At 58.9% G+C, this 22,972-nt stretch carries 20 protein-coding genes, 1 tRNA gene and 3 pseudogenes; 6 read left to right on the top strand and 18 right to left on the bottom strand.

The window, feature by feature from the left end; all coding sequences use genetic code 11:
- Together D3F03_RS17460 and D3F03_RS17060 are read left to right on the top strand one after the other, a co-directional pair.
- Positions 1 to 92 (top strand): annotated as a pseudogene (locus tag D3F03_RS17460) (16S rRNA pseudouridine(516) synthase); the annotation flags it as partial.
- 28 nt (positions 93 to 120) lie between these two features.
- A pseudogene (locus tag D3F03_RS17060) lies at positions 121 to 285 on the top strand (IS5/IS1182 family transposase); the annotation flags it as partial.
- Positions 286 to 349: 64 nt separating this feature from the next.
- Here D3F03_RS17060 and D3F03_RS17055 read toward each other — a convergent pair.
- Both D3F03_RS17055 and D3F03_RS17050 read right to left on the bottom strand, forming a co-directional pair.
- Positions 350 to 538, bottom strand: coding sequence for a hypothetical protein (locus D3F03_RS17055; protein ID WP_119110630.1), 189 nt, complete (start codon positions 536 to 538; stop codon positions 350 to 352).
- Between the two features lie 268 nt (positions 539 to 806).
- A pseudogene (locus tag D3F03_RS17050) lies at positions 807 to 1,947 on the bottom strand (IS3 family transposase).
- Between the two features lie 192 nt (positions 1,948 to 2,139).
- Between D3F03_RS17050 and D3F03_RS17045 the strand changes: the two are divergent.
- Positions 2,140 to 3,837, top strand: coding sequence for a long-chain fatty acid--CoA ligase (locus D3F03_RS17045; protein ID WP_119110629.1), 1,698 nt, complete (start codon positions 2,140 to 2,142; stop codon positions 3,835 to 3,837).
- 25 nt (positions 3,838 to 3,862) lie between these two features.
- Here D3F03_RS17045 and D3F03_RS17040 read toward each other — a convergent pair whose 3' ends face one another.
- Positions 3,863 to 4,231: a PilZ domain-containing protein gene (locus D3F03_RS17040; RefSeq protein WP_119110635.1), complete on the bottom strand. Its 369-nt coding sequence runs from the start codon at positions 4,229 to 4,231 to the stop codon at positions 3,863 to 3,865.
- A 327-nt stretch (positions 4,232 to 4,558) separates the two neighbouring features.
- Between D3F03_RS17040 and D3F03_RS17035 the strand changes: the two genes are divergently transcribed.
- The 3 genes from D3F03_RS17035 (at position 4,559) to D3F03_RS17025 (ending at position 8,226) form a co-directional block, all read left to right on the top strand.
- Positions 4,559 to 6,790, top strand: a complete 2,232-nt coding sequence (locus tag D3F03_RS17035; protein ID WP_245960670.1) for a sensor domain-containing protein — start codon at positions 4,559 to 4,561, stop codon at positions 6,788 to 6,790.
- Positions 6,791 to 6,974: 184 nt separating this feature from the next.
- The gene (locus D3F03_RS17030; RefSeq protein ID WP_245960671.1) at positions 6,975 to 7,700 is read left to right on the top strand and encodes a 2OG-Fe dioxygenase family protein; all 726 of its coding nucleotides are present in this window, start codon (positions 6,975 to 6,977) and stop codon (positions 7,698 to 7,700) included.
- Positions 7,701 to 7,788: 88 nt separating this feature from the next.
- Positions 7,789 to 8,226, top strand: coding sequence for a universal stress protein (locus D3F03_RS17025; RefSeq protein ID WP_119110627.1), 438 nt, complete (start codon positions 7,789 to 7,791; stop codon positions 8,224 to 8,226).
- Positions 8,227 to 8,472: 246 nt separating this feature from the next.
- Here the strand turns inward: D3F03_RS17025 and bktB are convergent, their stop codons facing one another.
- The 15 genes from bktB to D3F03_RS16945 all read right to left on the bottom strand — a co-directional run.
- A complete protein-coding gene (bktB, locus tag D3F03_RS17020) occupies positions 8,473 to 9,657 on the bottom strand; it encodes a beta-ketothiolase BktB (protein WP_119110626.1) in 1,185 nt (394 codons plus the stop codon).
- A gap of 88 nt (positions 9,658 to 9,745) precedes the next feature.
- Entirely contained in the window at positions 9,746 to 10,504 is a 759-nt protein-coding gene (locus D3F03_RS17015; RefSeq protein WP_119110633.1) for an SDR family NAD(P)-dependent oxidoreductase, read from the bottom strand.
- An 84-nt stretch (positions 10,505 to 10,588) separates the two neighbouring features.
- Positions 10,589 to 11,755 (bottom strand): PQQ-dependent sugar dehydrogenase, encoded by a 1,167-nt coding sequence (locus D3F03_RS17010; protein WP_119110632.1) that lies wholly within the window; start codon positions 11,753 to 11,755, stop codon positions 10,589 to 10,591.
- Between the two features lie 19 nt (positions 11,756 to 11,774).
- Positions 11,775 to 12,410, bottom strand: a complete 636-nt coding sequence (locus D3F03_RS17005; RefSeq protein ID WP_119110625.1) for an ANTAR domain-containing response regulator — start codon at positions 12,408 to 12,410, stop codon at positions 11,775 to 11,777.
- On the bottom strand, positions 12,410 to 13,564 hold the full coding sequence (locus D3F03_RS17000) for a transporter substrate-binding domain-containing protein (RefSeq protein WP_119110624.1): 1,155 nt from the start codon (positions 13,562 to 13,564) through the stop codon (positions 12,410 to 12,412). Before D3F03_RS17000 ends, D3F03_RS17005 begins: the two co-directional genes overlap by 1 nt.
- A gap of 119 nt (positions 13,565 to 13,683) precedes the next feature.
- The gene (locus D3F03_RS16995; RefSeq protein ID WP_119110623.1) at positions 13,684 to 15,390 is read right to left on the bottom strand and encodes a nitric oxide reductase activation protein NorD; all 1,707 of its coding nucleotides are present in this window, start codon (positions 15,388 to 15,390) and stop codon (positions 13,684 to 13,686) included.
- The gene (locus D3F03_RS16990) at positions 15,387 to 16,193 is read right to left on the bottom strand and encodes a CbbQ/NirQ/NorQ/GpvN family protein (protein WP_119110622.1); all 807 of its coding nucleotides are present in this window, start codon (positions 16,191 to 16,193) and stop codon (positions 15,387 to 15,389) included. Before D3F03_RS16990 ends, D3F03_RS16995 begins: the two co-directional genes overlap by 4 nt.
- 37 nt (positions 16,194 to 16,230) lie before the next feature.
- On the bottom strand, positions 16,231 to 17,268 hold the full coding sequence (locus D3F03_RS16985; RefSeq protein ID WP_119110621.1) for an aliphatic amidase: 1,038 nt from the start codon (positions 17,266 to 17,268) through the stop codon (positions 16,231 to 16,233).
- Positions 17,269 to 17,293: 25 nt separating this feature from the next.
- Positions 17,294 to 17,983: an urea ABC transporter ATP-binding subunit UrtE gene (urtE, locus tag D3F03_RS16980; RefSeq protein ID WP_119110620.1), complete on the bottom strand. Its 690-nt coding sequence runs from the start codon at positions 17,981 to 17,983 to the stop codon at positions 17,294 to 17,296.
- An 11-nt stretch (positions 17,984 to 17,994) separates the two neighbouring features.
- Complete coding sequence (gene urtD / locus D3F03_RS16975; RefSeq protein WP_119110619.1) at positions 17,995 to 18,753, bottom strand: urea ABC transporter ATP-binding protein UrtD; 759 nt, start codon at positions 18,751 to 18,753, stop codon at positions 17,995 to 17,997.
- A gap of 50 nt (positions 18,754 to 18,803) precedes the next feature.
- Complete coding sequence (gene urtC / locus D3F03_RS16970) at positions 18,804 to 19,847, bottom strand: urea ABC transporter permease subunit UrtC (protein WP_119110618.1); 1,044 nt, start codon at positions 19,845 to 19,847, stop codon at positions 18,804 to 18,806.
- A 3-nt stretch (positions 19,848 to 19,850) separates the two neighbouring features.
- Positions 19,851 to 20,753, bottom strand: a complete 903-nt coding sequence (urtB, locus tag D3F03_RS16965) for an urea ABC transporter permease subunit UrtB (protein WP_119110617.1) — start codon at positions 20,751 to 20,753, stop codon at positions 19,851 to 19,853.
- A gap of 72 nt (positions 20,754 to 20,825) precedes the next feature.
- Positions 20,826 to 22,010, bottom strand: a complete 1,185-nt coding sequence (gene urtA, locus D3F03_RS16960) for an urea ABC transporter substrate-binding protein (RefSeq protein ID WP_119110631.1) — start codon at positions 22,008 to 22,010, stop codon at positions 20,826 to 20,828.
- Between the two features lie 613 nt (positions 22,011 to 22,623).
- Positions 22,624 to 22,697, bottom strand: a tRNA-Gly gene (locus D3F03_RS16950).
- 160 nt (positions 22,698 to 22,857) lie between these two features.
- A partial coding sequence (locus tag D3F03_RS16945; protein ID WP_119109919.1) for an aldehyde dehydrogenase family protein occupies positions 22,858 to 22,972 on the bottom strand: 115 nt, incomplete at its 5' end.

Genomic DNA, 22,972 nt, shown 5'->3' with positions numbered 1-22,972 from the left:
CGGAGTGCTCGCAAAAACCGTCGCGCTACCCTTCCGTGTACACGCTGCTGCCGGCTTGTCTGCGTCAGCGCCCGGCTCGCGGCGTGATCCAGGTCCTTGCAAATTTCGAGGGGTGTTTAGATGGGACCCAAGCCTTCTTCGCCGCGCACTGAGGCCCTGTTCATCAACCGCCTGGATGAACTGATCAACCTGAAGCACCTGCTGGTGCGCCTGGCGGGCCTGATCGACTGGAGCGATATCGAACGCACCTTCGCCATATCCTTCACCTCTGGCCGAGGCCGGCCCCCCGAGTTCGACAGTTAACCGCGCAAGTCATTGATCCATATAGTGGTGCATCCAAAACGCTCCACTACAAAAGGGTCAATTGGGTATTCAAGCTTGGTTTTTTGATCGTCAGCGCGCCAAGAATGTCGGTCTGCTCTTGGCTGATCGAGGAGAGTCCTGCAACGGGCTGCCTGGGCCGGCCGGTGTCGTCGCGATAGGCCTCGACAAGCTGCACATAGCGGCGCGGTCCGGAGTGGGTGATTTTGATAAACACGCCACTACTTTAAATCACAAATACTGCAATAGCAATTTGGTACTAAAGCCTATGAACGTGCCACTACAGAATTTTTCATATTTGACACCCAAGTGCTTGATTTGATTGACCTACCCGTCGCTCTTTGGTTCGGAAGTGTCGAACTCGGGCGGCCCGCACTACTACCGCGCCTGATTGCAGGTCTGCTCTACCTGCAGCACACCTTCGATGCTGAATCGCCCCGGTTTTGAACTGACCCCCAGAAGTTGGACGGTCACGATTCCGCCGATTAGGCGGTGCTTCTCAATCGGTATTCCACCGGGCTGAGCCCGTTCAATCTGAGCTTGATGCGCTCGTGGTTGTAGTAGTGGACGTAATCATGCACGCCCGCTTCGAGCGTATCAATGCTATCGGGCTTTTCGAGATGGTAGTACTCGGCTTTCAGGGTACCGAAGAAGCTTTCAATCGCCGCGTTGTCCCAGCAGTTGCCCTTGCGGCTCATGCTACCGACCAAGCTGTGGCGGGCCAGCAGCGCCTGATGCAGTGCGCTGGCGTACTGGCTGCCCCTGTCGGAGTGAACAATCAGCCCCGGTGTCGATTGGCGTTGCGCGATGGCCAGTTGCAGCGCCGCGCACACCAACTCGGCGTGCATGGTCGGCGCCATCGCCCAGCCCACGACCTTGCGGGCGTACAGGTCCAACACCACGGCCAAGTACAGTCAGCCGCTGCGCGTGCGGATGTAGGTGATGTCGCTCACCCAGGCTTGGTTGGGGCCGCTCGGGTTGAAGCGCCGCGCCAGCACATTGGTCGAGACCGGCAGCGCGTGGCCACTGTCCGTGGTGTGTACAAACTTGCGTCGCCACAGCGCGCGTAACCCGTACTCTCGCATCAAACGGCGCACGCGGTGGCGCCCGATGCGCAGGCCCTGAGTGCACAGCACCGCGCTCAGGCGACGGCTGCCATAGACCTTGCCGCTGGCGGCAAACTCGGCCTTCAGCTGCGTGCTGACCAGGCAAGCCTTGGGCGCAAGCTTGGCGCACTGACGGGAGCCGTACTAGCCCGAGCGGCTGACGCCCAGCACGCGATATAGGCGCCCGACAGGAACGGCCTTCTTGTGCAGTTGCTCAACGAGCTGGTAGCTCATCGAAGCTCGCGGGCAAAGAAGGCCGATGCTTTTTTAAGATATCGACGTCGCCGCGCAGTTGCTTGTTCTCGGCTTCAAGCTGGCGGATGCGTTGCTGCTCAGCGGTGAGTGGCTTGCCGATACCGGGGCGACCTTCATCGGCCTGGGCTAGCCATCGCCGAACGGCCGTCTCACCAAGCTTCATGTCGCGGCAGACATCGCCGACGCTCAAGCCCTGCACACGAATCCTCTGCACGACCTGCAGCTTGAACTCCGCGTTGAATGTCCTTCGTTCTCTCTTGCTCATATCCCTCGTCCAGGTGGGTTGCACCTATTGCGGTGTCCGGGGAAATTAGACCAGCACAGTTCAAATTCGGGGCGGTTCACTCGCACTCAATGCCCGTGCGTTCGCCTGACCCGTATGTGACAGCCATTCCGGGCAAACCCGCGAGAGCAACCGCGGATGCACCACTAGACTTCGGTCAAAAGGAATCTGACCATGCGTTCGCACTATGCCTTCTGGCCCCGCCGGCTTCCCAAAGCTATTTCGGTACCGGCCACCTCCCTTTGGGACAACTTGTCAGTCAACGCGCACCGCTATCCGGACAAAACTGCGCTGGTGTTCTTCGGTTCCGAGATAAGTTATCGCCAGCTTGCTGAGGGCGCAGAGCGTCTTGCGGCGCACCTTTGTGCTTTGGGGATCCAGCGCGGCGATCGCGTGCTGCTGTGCATGCAAAACTGCCCCCAATGGGTGATGGCGCATTTCGCCATTCTGCGGGCCAACGCGGTTGTTGTACCGGTTAATCCGATGAACCGGGCGGAAGAGCTCAAGCATTACATCACCGACCCGCAGGCGAAGTTTGCCTTCACTACGGCTGATTTGGCGGCAGAGCTTGCGCTTGCCAGCAACAGCCTGCCTGAAGGCGAGGGGTTGCAGCACCTGGTGGTGGCGCGTTTCATGGATGCGTTCGACCCTGCAGTTGCCGAGGGCGATGCACCACCAGCAGCCTGGCGCCAATGGCTTACCACTGAACATGCGATGCCAAGTCTGGCCGATGGCCAGGTGCACCGCTGGAGCGATGCGCTCGCGTGCACCGCCCCTGTTCCCGCCCATGTGGTGGGTAGCAGCGACTTGGCCGTTTTGCCCTACACCAGTGGGACCACCGGTTTGCCCAAAGGCTGCATGCATCTGCACCGCAGCCTCATGCACAACGCCGTGGCGAGCGCGCTGTGGGGCAATGGTTCCTCTGAGAATGTCGCGCTTGCAGCGGTGCCCATGTTTCACATCACCGGCATGGTCAGCGTGATGCATACCACCGTGTACTGCGGTGGCACGCTGGTGCTCATGCCGCGCTGGGACCGCGATCTTGCGGGCCGGATGATCTCGCGCTACAAGGTCACCAACTGGACCAATGTGCCCACCATGATCATCGATCTGCTGGGAAGCCCGAATTTTGCAAGCTACGACCTCTCCAGTTTGGTATACATCGGCGGCGGCGGGGCTGCGATGCCGCAGGCGGTTGCCCAGCGCTTGTTTGACCAGTACGGTCTTCGTTACGCCGAGGGCTATGGCTTGACCGAGACGGCGGCGCCCTCGCATTCCAATCCGGTAGATGCGCCCAAGCAGCAGTGTCTTGGCATTCCGTTCATGAGCACCGACGCCCGGGTGATTGATCCCGATACCCTGCAAGAGCTTGCGGTGGGCGAGCAAGGCGAAATCATCGTCCATGGGCCGGAAGTATTTGAGGGGTACTGGCAGCGTCCAGAGGCGACGGCTGCCGCGTTTATCGAATTCGAAGGCAAGCGCTTTTTCCGTACCGGTGATCTGGGCCATGTGGATACCGATGGCTATTTCTTCCTCACCGACCGCTTGAAACGCATGATCAATGCGTCAGGCTTCAAGGTATGGCCTGCCGAAGTGGAAGCCCTGATGTTCCGCCACCCTGCCATTCAAGAGGCCTGTGTGATCGGTATGCGCGACAGCTATCGAGGCGAGAGCGTCAAAGCCGTGGTGGTGCTGCGCGCTTCGCACGGGCACACCAGCGAACAAGAGATTCTGGACTGGTGCCACGAGAACATGGCAGCGTACAAGGCGCCGCGTGTGGTGCAGTTTGTCGACGCCTTGCCCAAGAGCGGCAGTGGCAAGGTGATGTGGCGCGCGTTGCAAGAGGCAGAAAAGCAGCCGGCAGACCGCTGAGCCTGAGATCGTTCTAAGCTGGTTCTCAGCCGGCCCCTGCAACCAGTTCGCGCAGATCACGTTCAAGCAGCGCGGGGTCACCCAACTGCAGTTCGATGAGACGGCGCAGGTGGGTGATGCTGTCGATGTCCGAATGCAGGCACAGCAAGCCCAGTTGCGCACCTTCGACATAGGCGACCTGCATCTCCATCTCGATGTGTCCGCTGCCGCTTGTGAGAGGCAGGGTCAAGGTGCAAAGTGCTTGCTCGCGCACACTGGCCCCGGCGGGCAAGGTAATCAGCGCGCCTTTGAGCGAGAGATCCAGTACCCGCACCTCGAGTGTCACCTCGTTGCACGCAAGCTGTGCCGGGGCGGCAAACACAACCCGGACAAAGTGACGGCGTTCATAGGGCATGTTGGGCATTCCATTGAAACGAATTTGCATGCAAAGCGGCAACCGGGTCTATTTGCATACGCCGGTGCGAACCGCAATCTCGGCAGTGTGCGCCTGGTTCGGGTTCTGATAGCAAATCCGTATGAGAGCAAGGCGGTGGATTACAGGCAATCATGCTAACAAATCAGGCAAAAAAGGGGCCGCAGCTTCGCCCCTGGCGCCTGCGCCTCCTGGGTCGAATATTGTTACCATGGGTTGCATATTCCAACGTAGGTGCGCAATGTGATTTTGCTCTCGATGCGCAAGGCTTGCTTGCGTGGTGCGGCAGTGCTTGTCTGGTGGGGGGGTGTGCAAGTTCCTCTGGCAATTGCCCAAGGCGCGGGTGCCACCACGGAGCGAATGGATCTGCCCGATCTGCTATGGGGGCAGTGGGGGCTGCTGGGGCTGGGCCTGTTTTGTCTCATTTTGCTGCTCAATATCCTGGTGCTGCGCCGCAAGGTGGCGGAGCGTACCCAGCACCTGCGCAACAGCGAGCAAAAGCTGGCTGCAATTCTCGACAACGCCGGTTCGCTGGTCTATATCAAAGACCTTGATTTCCGTTACCAATATGCCAATCGCCAGTCGGCACAGAACTTGGGCCGCACCCCCAGCGAAGTAATCGGCAAGACCGATGCGGACCTTTTCGGAACTGCAGCGGCCGAAGCCATGCAGCAGAGTGATAGGCAGGTATTCGATCGCCGTGAACGCATCGAAGTGGAAGAGAGCATGACCCTTCCCGACGGTGAAGAACTCCAAACCTACCTTACAGTCAAAGTGCCCCTGTTCGATGGCAAGGGTGCGGTCATGGGCTTGTGTGGCTACTCCACCAATATCACGGCGCTGCGCCGTGCGGACGAGGCGCTTCGGATTGCGGCGACCATTTTCGAGTCGCAAGAGGGCATGCTGGTCACGGGCCCGGACCGTCGGATTCTTCAGATGAATCGCGCGGTGTACCGACTGACTGGCTATGCCGAGGGTGAATTGCGTGGCCAGGATTTCTCGTGCCTGCAATCGGGGCGCAATGACGCGGCCTTCTACCAAGGTGTCTGGAGCGCGGTGGCCGCGACCGGGCAGTGGGCCGGGGAGATGTGGATCAAGCGCAAATCCGGCGAGAACTACCCCGCCTGGGTCAACATCGCTGCGGTGCGCTCGCCCACAGGCGAGATCACGCACTACGTCAGCACGCAGATGGACATTTCCGAGCGCAAGGCGGCTGAAGAAGAAATCCGCACCTTGGCGTATTACGACGCCCTGACGGGGTTGCCCAACCGCAGGCTCATGTCAGACCGCCTGCAGCGCAGTCTGACCAACAGTGGGCGCAGCGGTCTGGGCGGCGCGCTTCTTGTGGTGGACCTGGACAATTTCAAGGATCTCAACGACACCTTGGGGCACGAGATCGGCGACGATCTGCTGCGCCAGGTGGGTGAGCGTCTGGAGCAATGCGCGCGCCGCAGCGATACCGTGGCCCGCCTGGGGGGCGACGAATTCGTGCTGCTGCTCGACGGGCTCAATAGCGACCCCGCGCAGGCAGCCGACGAGGCACAGCGTGTGGCGCGCACCGTGCTGCGCATGCTGGGCCAGGCATTCACGCTGGGCGAGCGAACGCACCATACGTCGTGCAGTATTGGCATCGCGTTGTACGCCGATGCGTCCAACAATCCCGACGAACTGCTCCAGCGTGGCGACTTGGCCATGTACGAGGCCAAGGCCCAGGGGCGCAACACGCTGCGGTTTTTTGACCCGCGGATTCAACAGGCAGTGGCCGAACGCACGGCGCTGGAGGCCGACATGCGCCGTGCGTTGGTGCAGCAGCAGTTCATCCTGCATTACCAGGCACAGGTGGAGGCGGGTGGCAGGCTGGTCGGGGCAGAGGCTCTGGTGCGCTGGGAACACCCTGACCGTGGCCGCGTGTACCCGAACGATTTCATCGGCATTGCCGAGGCGACCGGCCTTATTGTTCCGCTGGGCGCCTGGATCTTGCATACCGCTTGCATGCAACTCGCAGCGTGGGCGAAGAATGCGGAAACGGCGCATCTCATACTTGCGGTCAACGTCAGTGCAAGGCAGTTCAGGCACGTGCATTTCGTCGCAGAGCTGCTGGAAGTGCTGCGCGAGACGGGCGCGGACCCGGCGCGGCTGAAACTTGAATTGACAGAGTCGCTGCTGCTGGACGACGCTGAAGCGGCCATTGCTCGCATGATTGAACTGCGCACCCACGGCGTGCGGTTCTCGCTTGACGATTTCGGTACGGGGTACTCCAGCCTGTCCTACCTCAAGCGCCTGCCCCTCGACCAGCTCAAGATCGATCAGAGCTTTGTGCGTGATTTGATAACCAATGCCAACGATGCCGCCATCGCCCGCACCATCGTCGCGCTGGCGCACAGCCTGGACCTGGCGGTCATCGCTGAAGGCGTGGAGACCGAAGAGCAACGGGCCCTGCTTGAGCGCTTTGGTTGTTGCCTTTGGCAAGGCTTCTTGTTTGGGCAGCCCGCGCCGGCCGACCAGATGCTGCAGCAGATTTCTACCCTTGTTGCGCCATAAATTGCTTCATTTTCAATAGCTTTGTATTTAATGTGGGTAAGCGTTAGCGATCATTTTTCCCTAAAATTTGACAATGGAAACCTCTCCCAGCCCCACCTGCGTTGAAGAGACGCCGCAGGCGTCTACAGGGCGCGGCGCACCGCCACTTTTCGCACCACCCTATTGCCCCCCGGAACAAGCGCCGATGCGGCTGCGCGAGCAGGGCTACGCCTTGCTTGACGCCACGGCTGTGGCCAAGTGGTCAGGCGCCACCCCTCAGGCCCTGCAGATGCTGGCGCGCACCTGGAATGACCTGCCACCCGACGACTATCTGCTCGACGGAGGCAAATACCGGCGTCGGCGCCATGCCAGCTTCGAGGTGCAGGGCCAGGGCGTTCTGCCAGTGGCGCACCGTGCGCATTGGCAGCCGGTCGAATACAACGCCTTGCACGGCGGTATCCAGCGCTGGTTTGCCCCTATGGCGCCCGCGGTGCTGGCGCAGCCTGCCTGGCGCTCCCTGGTCGGCGCGCTGGGTGGTCTGTGCGACGCCGTGTTTGCGCCCGGCGAAGCAGCGCAGCGCTGGTTCGTGGAAGCGCACCAGTTTCGTATCGATACCGAGAACGGCATCGGTAGGCCGACGCCTGAAGGCGCGCACCGAGACGGCGTCGATCTGGTGGCGGTGTTCCTGGTCGAGCGCGGTGCCATCAAGGGGGGCGAGACGCGCATTTTCGAAGCTGCGTCGTCTGCGGGCCAGCGCTTCACGCTGACCGAGCCCTGGTCCGTGCTGTTGCTGGACGACGCCCGCATGATCCATGAAACCACGCCCATCCAGCCCTTGCAGTCCGCAGATCCAGAGGCGTGTCAAGGTGCGCATCGGGACACGCTGGTGTTGACGTGGCGGCGCATGGGCTTCCAGGGCCCGGGCGTGTGACGCGTCCCCTATGATGCGGGTCAAGGTGCGATGCAGACACGGCGCGCACACTTAATCAAGCGCAAGGTATTCAACCAAGGAGGACAACATGTTCAAGCACATTCTGGTTCCAGTCGACGGCTCTCCCACCTCGATGCAGGCGGTTTCCAAGGCCGCCGAACTCGCCAAGGCCTTTGGTAGCAAGGTGACGGCACTCTATGTGATCGATCCGTATCCCTTCACTGGCGTGGGCGCTGATTTCGCCTATGGGCAATCGCAGTACCTCAGTGCGGCCACCGCAGAGGCCAACACGGCGCTCGACGCCGCCAAAGGCACCCTGCAGGCAGCGGGGATCACCGCGGATGCCGTGATCGGCGAAGGGCACGCGGTGCACGAGGGCATCGTGCGTGCGCTGGAAAACACCGGTGCCGACTTGATTGTCATGGGGTCACATGGGCGCCGTGGCCTCGAAAAACTCATGCTCGGCAGCGTCACGCAGCGCGTACTCGGCGTGGCGCACGTGCCGGTGCTGGTGGTGCGCAGCTGACGCTGCCACTCCTCTGACCGCGGCGCTTTCGGGCGCCGTTGGTCCATTTGCAATCGGATTTTGCTGGTCCGAGGCTGTAAAGACCTGCAAAGAAGACGCTATGGCGTTCGGTTTATCCGCCCAGGGTCTTCGCGGTAGCACTCTGGTAGCCGTGTCTGGAGACCGTCCAGTTTGGGCGCATCAAACAAGGTACTGTGGGCGCTCGTGGATGCCGCGCTGGCCGGCGGGTGCGCCGGCATGGCGCTCTCAGATGCGCTCGAAGATCGCCGCAATGCCTTGGCCGCCGCCAATGCACATCGTCACCAGTGCGTAGCGCCCCTGAATGCGCCGCAGTTCGTACAAGGCCTTCACGGTAATCAGCGCGCCCGTCGCGCCAATCGGGTGGCCGAGTGAAATGCCCGAGCCGTTGGGGTTGACCTTGGCCGGGTCCAGCCCCAGGTCGCGCGAGACAGCGCAGGCCTGGGCGGCAAAGGCCTCGTTGGCCTCGATCACATCCAGGTCCTTCACCGTGAGACCAGCGCGCTTGAGGGCAAGCTGCGTCGCCGGTACCGGGCCGATGCCCATGTATTTCGGGTCCACGCCCGCATGGGCGTAAGCCACCAGGCGTGCCAGCGGTGCGAGCCCGCGCGCCTTGGCGGTGCCGGCTTCCATCAGCACCACGGCAGCGGCGGCGTCGTTGATGCCCGAGGCGTTGCCGGCCGTCACCGTGCCGTTCTCCTTCAGGAAGACAGGTTTGAGTTTGGCCAAGTCTTCCATGGTGGCGCCGGGGCGGAAATGCTCGTCGGTGGCGTACTGCACGTCGCCCTTGCGGCTTTTGAGCGTGACCGGGACGATCTGGTCCTTGAACACGCCGTTCTGCGTGGCGCGCTCGGCGCGGTTGTGGCTCTCGACGGCCAGCTTGTCCTGGTCTTCGCGCGTGATGCCCCACTTGGCGGCAATGTTCTCGGCCGTCACACCCATGTGGATGTTCTGGAACGGGTCGTGCAGCGCGCCGATCATCATGTCCACCATCTTGGTGTCGCCCATGCGTGCGCCCCAGCGCATGTTCAGGCTGGCAAAGGGCACCCGGCTCATGTTTTCGGCGCCGCCGCCTATGGCGATGTCGGTGTCACCCAGCAAAATGGCCTGGCTGGCGCTGACGATGGCCTGCAGACCCGAGCCGCACAGGCGGTTGACGTTGAAGGCCGGGGTGCCTTCGCCGCAGCCGCCGTTGATGGCCGCCACGCGCGAGAGGTACATGTCCTTGGGTTCGGTGTTCACCACGTGGCCGAACACGACGTGGCCCACGTCCTTGCCCTCTACCTTGGCCCGCGCGAGCGATTCGCGCACGACCAGTGCGCCGAGCTCCGTGGGCGGCACATCCTTCAGGCTGCCGCCAAAGGTGCCAATGGCGGTGCGCACTGCGCTGACGACGACGACTTCACGGGACATGGTGGGCTCCTGACAATAAATTTAAGTAAAAATAGGCACTAGCGCTTATCTGGTATGCGCCTTCAGCTATGAAATTGGTAGTGATTGATCACGCGTCGCGCACATCCGCCACGGGGTGCTGGCCGAAGTCCTCGCGCGCAAGCCACGCCAGCACGCGGGCGGCCGCTTCCTCGGGGGTGGCGAGGTTGCCGGCGGTTTTCAGCTGAGCGAAGTTCCCCACGTCGGGAAACAGCGCCGGGTCGGTATTGCGCAACTGCACCTGCATGTCGGTGTCGATGACGCCGGGCGCCAGCGAGCACAGCTTGGCGCCGTGCGCCTTTTGCGCTTCGTCCAGCGCCGCACAGCGCGTGAAGTGGTCCATGCCCGCCTTGGCCGCGCAGTACGCCGCCTGCGACGCCATGGCGCGCCGCCCCAGCCCCGAAGAGATATTCAGCACCTTGCGCGGCACCAGCCAATGCTCGGTCTCGCCGAGGAAGGCGCTGGTGAGCAGCATGGGCGCTTCGAGCCCGACGCGCAGCGCCTTGCTCAGCTCGCCGGCATCGCTCTCCGACAGTGGCGCAATGCGCGGCAGCACGCCGGCGTTGTTGATCAGCGTGGCGCTGCCAAAATCGTCGAGCGACTTGCGCGACAGCCACTGGCGCAGCCGCGCAGCGGCGCCCGCGCCGTCCGACAGGTCGTGCTGCCATTGCAGCAGCGTGCAGCCTGCCGCATCGGCAGCGTCCTGCAAAGCAGGCGCTTCGCCACGCGAGATGCACAGCAGCGTGTCGGTGGGCTGGATAAGTCGTTGCGCCATCGCGAGGCCCATGCCACGCGAAGCGCCGGTGAGGATGGTCAGATGTCGGCTCATGCCAACATGGTACTCGCGCAGCTTTTCATACGCTGTCAAGCAGGCGAAACGTGGCCGGAACGTGGACGGAACGTGGTGATGCGCTCAGCGGCCGGTGTAGCGCACGCGGTAAATCACGCCGTTCTGGTCTTCTGCAATCAGCAGCGAGCCGTCCTGCGCCACGGCAAGCCCGGCGACGCGCCCGAACTGCGAGGGCGGCTGCGTGTCCAGCAGCCAGCCTGTGACAAAGTCTTCCATGCCCATCGGCTTGCCGTCGGCGCCGAAGCGCACGCGCAACACGCGGTAGCCGCTGGGTTTCGAGCGGTTCCAGGAACCGCGCAGGGCGACAAAGCCGTCGCCCTGGTAGGCCTTGGGAAACTGCGTGCCGGTGTAGAAGGCGAAGCCAATCGGCGCCGAATGGGCGGTGGTGGTGGCGGCCGGCGCTTGCGTGCTTGGGCAAAACGCCTGCTTGCTGGTGCCCGGCGGGTCTTGCGTCTGCACTGGGTCGGGTACCCGTGCGCCCAGGCACCACGGCCAGCCGTAGTGCTTGCCCTGCACGATGGCGTTGAGCTCTTCGGGCGGCTGGTCGTCGCCGCGCATGTCCGAGCCGTTGTCAAAGCCGTAGAGCCGCCCCGTCACCGGCTGCCAGGCAAAACCCATGGTGTTGCGCAGGCCACGGGCGAAGATTTCGCGCTGGCTGCCGTCGGGCCGCAGGCGCAGCAGCGTGGCGTTCTCGGGGTTGGCCTCGGCGCAGTTGTTGCAGGTCGAGCCCACGCTCAGGTACAGCCAGCCGTCCGGCCCCATGCCCAGCGTGCGGCGTGGGTGGTTGCCGCCGGGGGGAAGATCGTCGAATAGCCGTAGCGGCGCCGACAGGGTGCCGTCGCTCTGCACGTCGGCCACGTCTAGCGCCCGGTCTGACACCATGTACAGCTTGCCGGCGTGCAGCAGCAGGCCGTGCACGCGCGCGATGCGGGCCACAGTCTTTCGAACGTCGGCCACACCGTCGCCATCGGTGTCGCGCAGCAGCACCACCTCGCCCTGGGCGCGCAGGCTGGCGTAGACGTCGCCATTGGCGGCCACTTGCATCCAGCGCACATTCCCCAGGCCCTGGGCAAAGACGGAAATTTCAAAGCCTGCGGGCAGCTTGAGGCTGCGCAGCAAGGATTCAGAAAATGGGACGGGGCTTGGCTGGAGAACCGCCACCACGGGCTTGCTGTCCGTGGGCTGCGCCGAGGCAGCGTGGTTCCAACCCAGCAGCGCGCAGAGGGCCATGCTGGCCAAGCCATGCAGCTCAGCGCTGGCCACCTATCGACAGCAGTTCGTGCGCCTCGACGATGGCTTTGGCAACCTCTTCCGAGGTGCTTCGGGTGCTCATCGCCCGTTCGCGAATGAGCTCATAGGCTTCAGTTTCGGATAAATTGTGTGCCTTCATCAATATTGCTTTCGCGTCTGTGATGTGTCGGACGCCCAGCAACTTGACCTCCACCTTTCGCAAACGTCTATGCAAAGATTTATTTTCCTTGTGGGACTCGCGCGCCAAAACCAAGGTGGAGAGTAAGCCGAATGAGCGGACTGGTGACGGTAGCACGGCCTTTGCGCCCAAGCCCAGGACGAACTCAACGATAGTTGGATTTTCGTAATTCACAACTGCAATTACGGTCGGGGCATCTTCACAATGAGCCCATTCCATGTTGTGACCCAATACATCGGGTCGAACAGCGACAAAAGCCACATCAATATCTTTAGATATCGCCTCAACTGGCGGCCAAAAGGCTTGAACCCTACAGCCGATACGTTGAAGTTGCTGCGTGAGCTGGCGGCCATCGGCATCGTCCGGATGGATTACTGCAACATTCAACGTTCGCAACTCTTTCAACTGCTGCGGGGTTGCCCGGAGTGCAGAGTTGTGTTGCGCTCGATCGCTCATTAGTCCGCCAGCGTGTCAAGTTTCGCGGCCCAGTCACCAAGCGAGTGGGTAACGAGATACGGATCAGGGCATACCGACCGGCGAGCCTGACGTACGATAGTAAACTGACCATCGGCATTCACTCGCCCAATCCGTGGATAGAGATACGTGTGGTGGCTCATTGAATCAATCTTTACCCGCCCTTGGGGTGCATCAAACTCACTACCGAGGATGTACGGCATTAATACAGAAATCTCATCTTCGCCCGCCTGTCGCATGGCGTTTGCAAAAATATGCATCTGGAAGTATGAAGCTTCCCAGCATAAGTTGGGCACGCTAGAACCGCCAAATCGTCGGCGTAAATTGGTCAGGCAACGGCGGTTGGCCTCAGACTCGATCGACTGGAAATACGGTGCGGAGGTGTAGTGACCGGTTGCCAGCCCCCGCTCCATCTGTGAAATTTCCGCCTCTGAGGTTGTCAGACTGGAAATGGGCATTGTTTTTGGGTCAAAGCCAGCGTCAGCATAGGCCCGATATAGGGCTGCAGTAGAATCTCCTACCACTGTAGAGAAGATGAAATCCGGTCGCTTGTTGTGAACGTCTGCCATTATCTCGGAAAAATCTCGCTCTTTCGCATCCAGCGGCACATAGCGTTCAGCCAGTTTTTCACTGCCCTGACGCTGCAACACCAGTTCACCCATGATACGGTTCGACTCATAAGGGTAGATGTAATCAGAGCCGATGAGGTATGCGCGAGGGCCGAAATTAGAGGTGATGAACTCGGCCAACTGGACGCTGTTCTGATTCGGAGCGGCACCGGTATAAATTACGTTGCTTGAGTATTCGAACCCCTCGTACAACGTTGGATAGAACAGCAGTTTATTCCATTTTTCGATGATGGGAATCACAGCCTTGCGACTGCTGGACATGTAGCAGCCAAAAATGACGTTCACACCGTCGCGATGTATTAGACGCTCAGTCAGTTCGGCATATAGAGAAGGGTTGGATTTTGGATCGTAATGCACCGGTTGCAGTTCCCGGCCATTTATACCTCCCGCATCATTTATCTCGTCGACGGCAAGCAGGGCGCCATGAAGTTGCGACATTCCAATTGTGGACGTCACACCGGTCGCGGAAAACAGTATGCCGACGCGGACCGGGTCTTTGTTAGTCATTTGGGGTTTTTCTCACTTTCAGTCATGCTGGCTCTGCATTCTCGCCAAAAATTCGATACACATTTTCCCGATTCGTTCCGCTTAATGGCAAGCATCACCAGCGGGTGTCCTTTGGCCCATCAATTGCTGATCAGCCTCCCATAAGCGCGCTCCAAGTGCACTGGGAGGGCCGAAGCATTCTCGGTTACACAGTAGTCTCGCCAGCCAAATATTCGTCGGACATAGTGGTCCGCGTTCGAGTCGACGGCAATACAGAAGACGCGCACACCGGCTTGCCGGGCTTGATGCACCGCCACTCGCGCATCTTCGATCAAGTAAAGTGGGTCGAATATATCAACATCAGCTGGCTCGCCATCGGTGATGAGAAGAATCGCGCGGTGGTTGCCAGCCTCACTCTTCATTATTGCCGTGGCATGCCGCAGTGCAGCGCCGATACGGGTGGAATGACGGGCTGGTACCGACGCAAGCCGTGCCCTAGCAAGTCCTTGCAGCGGGGAGCCGAACTCAAGGATTCGGTGGTAGTCGACTTCGGCCCGGGTGTTGGAGCTAAAGCCATGTATGGCGATGCGATCCTCGGTGCTCATCGTGGCGTCAGCGAGCAGAAAGGCGGCTTGTTTCTCAATGTCCAATAGCGTCTGACCTGATGTCCCAACCTGCTCATTGGTCGATTCAGAAAGATCGAGTAGCAACAAGATGCTTGAAGCTCCAGTTTCCCGCCCCGGCCGCATGAACAGCCGAGCTTCAGGTTGCAAACTCAACCGTCGATCCACAAGGACTTCAATAGCAGCGTTAAGGTCAATATCATCGCCTTCCCATTGCCGTCGTAGACGGTGCCTACGACTAAGGCGGAGCACACTGCGAAGCGCCAACGGGTTGAGCGACTGAGAAGCAAACGCACTCGCCAAGCCAGGGCCGCTGACCGACCATCCGGGGAGCTTCTCGACCACAGTGCACCAGTTGCTGCGCCAGAGGTCGAGCTGGTGGTGCCACTCAGGGTATGCAAAGCGGCCAAGCTCTAATTCCTCGCATTCTTCTTGCTGTGCGTCTCCCGGGCTATTGCTGATCGCGGTTTTGCGAGAAGCGAACGACTCTGGCAGCGCCATGGCCTCCTCAGGGGCCTGGTTCTGCTCAGGAAAGTGCCATAGATAACTGTTGTCATCCCGGTACCGCGAGGGCACCACATAGTGCTGAGGGTCGAACCGAATGCGCATCTGGCCTAGGTCATTTGCCAAAATAGAAGCAACGGCCCGGAACTCGTCATAAGCCTCCAGGCCATGGGCATCCATGGCTTCGTCGAACAGCCGCTTGGCCTTATTTACCCAATAGTTGTCGTCCTGATAGGTTGGGTCAAGCAAGGCACGGTCCATTCGTGCGATTAGCGATTCAAAACTGAAATCACCTGAAGTTGGTTGTGGCGCCAATTGCTCAAGGAACCAGCGACGAACCCCAGGGTAACGGCGCATCAAGAGGCGCTCGACACGAGCATCCTCGATTGCCGAAACTACCGCCACTCCCAAGGGCTTAAGGGTGTTGGTGGTCAACGCGGGCCGCGAATAGCGTCTATGCGCCACGGCGTGTGCAACCGAAGCACGAAACAGGCGGTACAGCCGCTCGGGAGACTCCTGACCCGCAAGTATCTGCCGACTCGTCAGCAATAGGTGAGTCGACGTCAGTACAGCGCGGCGAGCTCGTTCGGCGCGGTCGTTGTCCTCCACCACTATCTGGTCTTGGCTCAAGCCGCAGGCTAGCAGGCCGAGGGCAGGCAATAGCGCCTGCAAGGGCTCGACACCAGCCAGCTCGGGTCGGATGTAGGGAATAGCGTTCATCCAAACTGGGCGAGGACGAAACTGCGGATGGCAGTTGCCATATCGGGATCGTCGGTGAGAGGACGGATCATGGTCATCTCGGAACTCTCAACAGCAGACATGCCGTCGCGGATGAGCACGCCGGCGTAAATGAGCATTCGAGTCGAAACGCCTTCATCTAACCCCTTTTGCTTCAGGGCACGGGTGCAGTGCGCAATAGCTACTAACTGCCGCGCGAGGGCCACAGGAACACCCGACTCATGGGCCACGATGCCGACCTCCTTCTCCTCGGACGGATAGTTGAACTCCAGCGATGCAAACCGCTGCCGCGTAGACGGCTTCATATCTTTGCTGCTGCTCTGGTATCCAGGGTTGTAAGACACCACCAACTGGAAGTCGGGGTGCGCTTGAACGACCTCGCCCTTCTTATCCAACGGCAGCATGCGTCGTGCGTCGGTCAGCGGATGAATGACCACGGTGGTGTCTTGGCGAGCTTCCACTACCTCATCGAGATAGCAGATTGCACCGTGACGTACCGCCAACGTCATTGGTCCGTCGTGCCAAGCAGTGCCGTCGGCATCAAGCAAGTAACGTCCGATCAGGTCGGATGCCGTCATGTCCTCGTTGCAGGCAAGTGTCACCAAAGGGCGTTTGAGCTTCCAGGCCATGTATTCCACGAAGCGCGTCTTCCCGCAGCCAGTCGGCCCCTTCAGCATCAGCGGCATCCGATGCGCATAGGCGCGCTCGTAACAATCGATCTCAGGCCCTGAGGCTTGGTAGAACGGTTCAGTTCGGATGAGGTAATCGTCCAATGGAAAAGACATTTTCGGGGTCCTGAAAAAAGGGAAGACGCGCGTCGGTTCAGCGGTGCTTTGTGGTCGCGTTTGGAATGCCGTCAATCGGACATTCCTCTGTACCCACGGTGGAGCGTGTGAACGACTCCACCTTTTCCCGCGTTCCTTCAGGGTCATTCACCCAATTCGAATAGAAGTTGTATGGGCACGCTGCGACGCCCTTATCACCGTCACCAGAATTGATCAAACCGGTATAGCCACGATGCACGAGTTTGAAAAGATGGTTCTGCGATTGACCATTCTTTCGCGCATCTCGGATCAGGCTCGTGGAGAGTTCGGCGTACTGGATACCCATCGCCTCTTCGCCACATTCACCCAGCGTGCGGCCGTCGAATCCAATCACAGACGAGTGACCAAAGTACGAGTACACCCCGTCGAAGCCCGCTGCGTTGGCCACGGCTACGTAGGTGTTGTTCAAGAACGCCATGGTCTTGGATACCATGATCTGCTGCTCCTTGGCCGGATACATGTAGCCTTGGCAGCGGATGATCAGCTCTGCTCCGCGCATTGCGCAGTCACGCCAGATTTCGGGGTAGTTGCCGTCGTCGCAGATGATCAAGCTGATCTTCATGCCCTTGGGGCCGTCTGAGACGTAGGTGCAGTCGCCCGGGTACCAGCCCTCGATCGGCACCCAGGGCATGATCTTCCGGTACTTTTGAACAATCTCGCCCTTGTTGTTCATCAGGATGAGGGTGTTATACGGCGCCTTGTTGGGGTGCTCCTCGTGGCGTTCGCCGGTGAGTGAGAACACGCCCCAAATATTGGCCTTGCGGCAGGCCTCAGCAAATATCTCAGTCTCCGCACCTGGCACTGTCGATGCAGTCTCATACATCTCTTTCGAGTCGTACATGATTCCATGTGTCGAGTACTCGGGGAAGATGACGAGGTCCATGCCTGGCAGGCCTCTTTTCATGCCGACGAGCATCTCACCGATAGCGCGCGCGTTCGCAAGGACCTCTGCTGTGGTGTGCAGGCGCGGCATTTTGTAGTTCACGACTGCAACGCCGACGCAGTCGTTGCTGCTGGAAATGTCACCATGTCTCATAAGAATCTCCTTGGAGAGGTTGGGGTTAAACGGTCAGGAATGACTTGACTTTTTCCTGATTCAATTGAGCACGCATTTCCTCGTGCACGATCCGCCCCCGATCGATGACCAGAAACCGGTCTGCTAGATCCAGGGCAAAGCTCAGTACCTGCTCTGACACCACTACGGCAAAGCCACGCTCATGGCGTAGCACGTTTAGGGTTTGGGCAATCTCTTTGATGATCGAAGGCTGGATACCTTCGGTGGGTTCATCGAGGATCAGAACTTTGGGGTCAGATACCAGTGCCCGCGCGATGGCTAGCATCTGCTGTTGGCCGCCCGAGAGATTGCCGCCCTTGCGGTGCTTCATCTCTTTTAGGACAGGAAAAAACTGATAGATGTATTCGGGTACTTGGCGGTACCCAGAATGTTCGGCGCCACAAAGGATGTTCTGCTCGACTGTGAGAAAAGGAAAGACCATGCGCCCTTGAGGCACGAAGGCCAAGCCCCGTTGCACTCGGCGGTAACTTGGTTGGCCGACCAGATCTATGTCGCCAAGACGAATCGCGCCTGCGCGAGCCGACAGCAGGCCGATCAACGACTTGAGCAATGTGGTCTTGCCCATTCCATTGCGCCCCATGATGGCCACGGACTCGCGCTGGCCTACATTGAACGAAACGTCATGGATTACTTGCGACTCGCCGTATGCGACATTGAGGTGGGAAATTTCCAGCATGAATGCTCTCCTCAATGGCCAAGATAAACGTCGATAACGCGTGGATCCTGCTTGACCTCGTCCGCGCTGCCTTCACTCAGGAGGCGCCCCTGATGCAGTACCGTAACCTTGTGGGCAATTCGCCGTACAAAATCCATATCGTGCTCAATCACTATCACGGACTTTCCCACTGCGATGCGGCTTAATAACTCACCCGTCTGCTCGCGTTCTCGCGGACTCATACCAGCCACTGGTTCGTCGAGCAGCAGCAGGGAGGATTCCTGCATCAGCAGCATCCCAATTTCCAACCACTGTTTTTGTCCGTGGCTGAGTTGACCCGCGCGGTCCTGTATGCAATCAATGAGAAAGATCTGCTCTGCCATTGCGTGGATGCGGTCCACAACCTCGGGGGAGCGTCGGAACGTCAGCGACTGAAAGACGCCATGTGTACGAGGCAGTGAGATCTCGAGGTTCTCAAACACCGTCAGATCCTCGTACACCGAGGGTGTCTGGAATTTTCGCCCTACACCAGAACGGACAATCTGATGTTCAGTCAGGCGAGTGATATCAATGCCATTAAAGATAACGCACCCGGAAGTCGGCTTTGTTTTTCCACAAATCATGTCCAGAAGCGTGGTCTTGCCTGCCCCATTCGGACCGATGATCACGCGCAGCTCATTGCGATCAACGGAAAGGCTGAGCGAATCTACAGCTCTGAATCCATCGAATGAGACCGTGAGTGCCTCGACACTGAGAACTTTTTCACTGGTGTGGGAAGCAGTTAAAGACATGGAATCTGCACCTGTATGAGTCACTCGTGGAAAGGTAAGGATTGCATCCATCACGCAACCTTTCTTCGAGGTCGATCTGACCATTGGTCCAGAAGACCTGCCAATCCGTTAGGCATCACCCACACTACGAGAATGAAGACAGCACCTAGAAAATAGAGCCAACCTTCGGGAAATGCCTCCGACAGGTAGGATTTAAGAAACCCAATAACTAAAGCCCCAACAACCGCGCCAGGCACCGAGAGGCGCCCTCCAACAGCTGCATAAATCACCATCTCTACCGAGGCGACAACTCCAATGACGCTCGGAGCAATCAAACCCACTTGAAGAGTAAAAAAAGCCCCACCAATTGACGCGAGAACGGCTCCGCATGCAAATACGAATGCCTTCATATGCGCAGTGTTGTAGCCACTGAAGCGCACTCGATCCTCTCGGTCTCGAATCGCAATCAAAATCTTGCCAAAGCGGCTGCGCACTACCCCCAGAGAAAGCATCATCACGACCGAGAGGATTGCCACCTCGATGAAATAAAGGATGCGCAACGAATGGTTGGAGGTAATATCCATTCCCAACAACGTTCGGAAATCTGTGATGCCGTTGGCGCCACCGGTATCACCTTGCTGTCCGACCATTAAAACTGTCAGAGTGAGCGCTAGGGACAGTGTCACGATGGCAAAGTACACACCGCTAACCCTGCGACGAAAGATGGCGTACGAGAACAAGTAGGCGAGGGCTGCGGGTATCACGAGAATGCCTAGGACCGTGAGACCCAAAGACTTAAACGGAATCCACCAGGTGGGTAGATGCTCGACACTGCTCCAGACCATGAAGTCAGGCAACTCGGGCGCCGAAGCTTCGAGCTTTAGAAACATCGCCATCATGTAACCGCCAAGACCGAAGAACACCCCCTGGCCTAGGCTCAAGATGCCTCCATAACCCCAAGTCAATACGATGCCGATGGCCACGAAGGCGAAGGCCAGATACTTCCCGATTAAGTTGAGTCGGAAGGCGTCAAGGGCGAACGGTAAGACAACGACTAATAGCGCGATCAGAACCATGCTGAAAATGACGCTGCGCTTGTGTTTGTGGTCTTGCATAGATCAACTCCGAGTGCGCAATGCAAATAGGCCGTTTGGTCGGAAGTAAAGGACTAGGATCACTAGCAGCAAAATGGTCGCTTTGGCCATTGAACCGCTCAGCAGAAACTCGAGCCAACTCTGAGTCTGAGCAATTGCGAAGGCTGAAAGCGCAGTCCCCGCGAGGCTCTGCACCCCCCCGAAAACCACCACAATGAAGGAGTCGACAATGTAGAGTTGGCCAGTTCCAGGGTTAGTGGAACCGATCATGGTGAAGACGCAACCGGCAATGCCTGCAAGACCGGAACCGAGCGCGAACGTCAGCGCATCTACGCGGTGGGTGTTGATGCCAGTAGCGCCTGCAATCGCCCGGTTCTGCGTTACCGCGCGCACTTTTATGCCCCACCGTGTCCGATACAACAACAAGTAGACGGCCACGGCGACCGCGATAGTCAGGCCGACAATGAAAATGCGCGTAATAGGTAGTTGTATGCCGACCGCCGGCTCCCAGGCCCCAGCCAACCAACTGGGTAGCGGCACACTGACTTCCTGTGCTCCAAACACGGTGCGGTATGTCTGTTGCATGATGAGGCTTAGCCCCCAAGTGGCTAGCAAGGTATCCAGCGGCCGGTTATAGAAAAAGCGGATGAAGCCGCGTTCGAGTGCGTACCCGAAAACGAATGTCACTAGAAACGCGAATGGAATGGCTGCGAACAAATACACATCCATCCAGTTAGGCGCCCAGCGCTCGAAGCCAAGCGCCGCCACGTAGGTCATATAGGCGCCAAGCGCCATCAACTCGCCGTGAGCCATGTTGATAACACCCATGAGACCAAATACGATGGCCAACCCGATCGCCATCAACAACAGGATGCTGAACAAGCTCACCCCATTGAACAACTGCATTACTGCAATATCAAAACTCATTGCGCCGCTCCTGAATCGTTGGATTGACCGAATGCTTGTTGGCGCTCGGTCAAAGTATCTAGTTCCTCAGATTCAGATCTTGGGGAAGGGATTGGGCTCAATCAATGCAGGGGCTTCCCACACGATGTCAAACTGACCGTCGGGGCGTGCACGACCAATACGTACCTTCTTCCAGACATGGTGGTTCGTGGCGTGAATCCTCACTGTGCCTTCAGGGGCCTCCAACTCGATACCGCCCGATGCAGCGATGACCTTGTCCACGTCGAACGATTTGGCCTTTTCAACAGCCATCTTCCATAGATATACGCTGTTGTAAGCGACCTCCATGGGGTCGCCGATTACGCGATCTTGGCCGTACTTTGCCTTGAAGGCCTTGACGAACTTTTCATTCGTTGGCGATTTAATGCTTTGGAAATAGCCCATGCAGGCGTAGTAGCCGGCAGCGTTGTCCTTGCCGATGCCCTCGACTTCGTTTTCCGACACAACGGTCGACAGCAATACCTGCTTCGAACCATCGAGGCCTGCGGCGCGCAACTGTTTATAGAAAGCCACATTCGAACCACCGACAACCGTGCTGTAGATGCAGTCGGGCTTGGCCGCCTTGATCTTGTTGATGATTGAAGAGAATTCCGTGTGGCCTAATGGGGCGTACTCCTCGCCAACCACCTTTCCACCAGCTTTTGCGATGGTGGGCTTGGCGATCTTGTTGCAAGTGCGTGGGTAGATGTAATCGGATCCGACCAAGAAGAAGGTTTTTCCCTTTTCTCGTGCCAGCCAGTCCACCGCAGCAATCACTGACTGAGTCGCCTCCTGCGAGGGATAGAACACATGCTTGTCCTGTTCTTGTCCTTCATAGTAGGTTGGGTAGTAAAGCAAACCGTTGCTACGTCCGAGCGCCGGCAAGATTGCCTTTCTTGATGCGGAGGTGTAGCAGCCCACAATCGCGGCTACCTTGTCGAGCTCAAGCAGCTTGCGAGCCTTTTCGGCGAATACCGAGTTCTCGCTCGCGCCATCTTCGACCACCGCTTCTATCTTGCGTCCCATTACCCCGCCGGTCGCGTTGATCTCTTCAATAGCCAGCTTCTCCGCGTCCACCAAGGAGGCCTCGGCGATGGCAATGGTGCCCGAAAGGGAGTGCAAAAGACCCAGTTTCACGGTCTCTTGTGCCAGAGCGAGGGCGGGCATTCCTCCGGCGGCACCAAGGATCAGCATAGATCCTCCGGTCTTGATAATGTCCCGGCGATTCAGTTCAGTCATGGTCAAGCTCCTAACAGTTGTATTTACGGAAATGACGACTTGCGATCCACCTGTGAAAACTCTGTCTCGGTCACAGAAGATCCCCGACAAGCAACCCCCACATCCCATCTGAATCTGCTTCAGGCAGCGCTCCGCCAGCCAGGCCATGTGTTTAGCCGGCCCGAGACAAAACTAAGAGACTAAAAACGAAAAAGCCCGAACCGGAGCTATTCCGATTCGGGCTTTTTTGCCCAACACCTAACTGGCAGCACTGGCAGTCGGCGTTGAATGAGTGGTGACGATTTCTCGACAGGCCTATTCTCTAGCGTTACTCAACTTTTCCACCATAGTAATTACCCCTACCTGCATGAGCGTCGCAAGCTGGGAAGGCCCATGGCCGGTGGCGCAAACCTTGCTCTGCAACGCCAGCAGTTCGATGCACTGGTCATCGTCACGGCTTCGAGTTTGAATTCCAGCGTGTACCTCGCCCTCGCCGCGCGGCTCTTCATCTTCGTCATTTGCGCTCCCCTTGCTTGGATTGAACCACTCAGCAAGGGATACGTTTTTCGCGAACAAAGAAAAACCCGCATGCCTAGGTAGCATGCGGGTTTCGGGCCAATTTGAAACGCAGATCTGGAGCGGGTGAAGGGAATCGAACCCTCGTATGAAGCTTGGGAAGCTGCCGTTCTACCATTGAACTACACCCGCGAAGGCGTCGATTATAGAGCGCGGCACAGGTGCACCCTATCTGCGCCCAATGTCTTGAATACGTACCGAAATTTCAAGCCAAATAGGCCTTCAGCGCTTACCCACCAAGCGCAAGCAGCTATCAAAACAGTAGTTTTCTGCTGATAGTCGCCCGCTGGCCCTACTGCTGGATATCCCCCAGGCACAGGTACTTGATCTCCACATAGTCGTCCATGCCGTGGTGCGAGCCCTCGCGCCCCAGGCCCGACTGCTTGATGCCGCCAAAGGGCACATGC

The organism is Simplicispira hankyongi (assembly GCF_003570885.1).
In the GTDB taxonomy this organism is placed as follows: Bacteria; Pseudomonadota; Gammaproteobacteria; order Burkholderiales; family Burkholderiaceae_C; genus Simplicispira; species Simplicispira hankyongi.
The sequence above is the reverse complement of the archived record's forward strand: the minus strand, read 5'-3'. Positions and strand labels throughout refer to the sequence as shown.

Bases quoted from the DNA above. Each gene is read 5' to 3' on its own strand.
- D3F03_RS17045 (WP_119110629.1), top strand. From the start codon at position 2,140: ATGCGTTCGCACTATGCCTTCTGGCCCCGCCGGCTTCCCAAAGCTATT.
- D3F03_RS17040 (WP_119110635.1), bottom strand. From the start codon at position 4,231: ATGCCCTATGAACGCCGTCACTTTGTCCGGGTTGTGTTTGCCGCCCCG.
- D3F03_RS17030 (WP_245960671.1), top strand. From the start codon at position 6,975: ATGCGGCTGCGCGAGCAGGGCTACGCCTTGCTTGACGCCACGGCTGTG.
- D3F03_RS17025 (WP_119110627.1), top strand. From the start codon at position 7,789: ATGTTCAAGCACATTCTGGTTCCAGTCGACGGCTCTCCCACCTCGATG.
- bktB (WP_119110626.1), bottom strand. From the start codon at position 9,657: ATGTCCCGTGAAGTCGTCGTCGTCAGCGCAGTGCGCACCGCCATTGGC.
- D3F03_RS17015 (WP_119110633.1), bottom strand. From the start codon at position 10,504: ATGAGCCGACATCTGACCATCCTCACCGGCGCTTCGCGTGGCATGGGC.
- D3F03_RS17010 (WP_119110632.1), bottom strand. From the start codon at position 11,755: ATGGCCCTCTGCGCGCTGCTGGGTTGGAACCACGCTGCCTCGGCGCAG.
- D3F03_RS17005 (WP_119110625.1), bottom strand. From the start codon at position 12,410: ATGAGCGATCGAGCGCAACACAACTCTGCACTCCGGGCAACCCCGCAG.
- D3F03_RS17000 (WP_119110624.1), bottom strand. From the start codon at position 13,564: ATGACTAACAAAGACCCGGTCCGCGTCGGCATACTGTTTTCCGCGACC.
- D3F03_RS16995 (WP_119110623.1), bottom strand. From the start codon at position 15,390: ATGAACGCTATTCCCTACATCCGACCCGAGCTGGCTGGTGTCGAGCCC.
- D3F03_RS16990 (WP_119110622.1), bottom strand. From the start codon at position 16,193: ATGTCTTTTCCATTGGACGATTACCTCATCCGAACTGAACCGTTCTAC.
- D3F03_RS16985 (WP_119110621.1), bottom strand. From the start codon at position 17,268: ATGAGACATGGTGACATTTCCAGCAGCAACGACTGCGTCGGCGTTGCA.
- urtE (WP_119110620.1), bottom strand. From the start codon at position 17,983: ATGCTGGAAATTTCCCACCTCAATGTCGCATACGGCGAGTCGCAAGTA.
- urtD (WP_119110619.1), bottom strand. From the start codon at position 18,753: ATGTCTTTAACTGCTTCCCACACCAGTGAAAAAGTTCTCAGTGTCGAG.
- urtC (WP_119110618.1), bottom strand. From the start codon at position 19,847: ATGCAAGACCACAAACACAAGCGCAGCGTCATTTTCAGCATGGTTCTG.
- urtB (WP_119110617.1), bottom strand. From the start codon at position 20,753: ATGAGTTTTGATATTGCAGTAATGCAGTTGTTCAATGGGGTGAGCTTG.
- urtA (WP_119110631.1), bottom strand. From the start codon at position 22,010: ATGACTGAACTGAATCGCCGGGACATTATCAAGACCGGAGGATCTATG.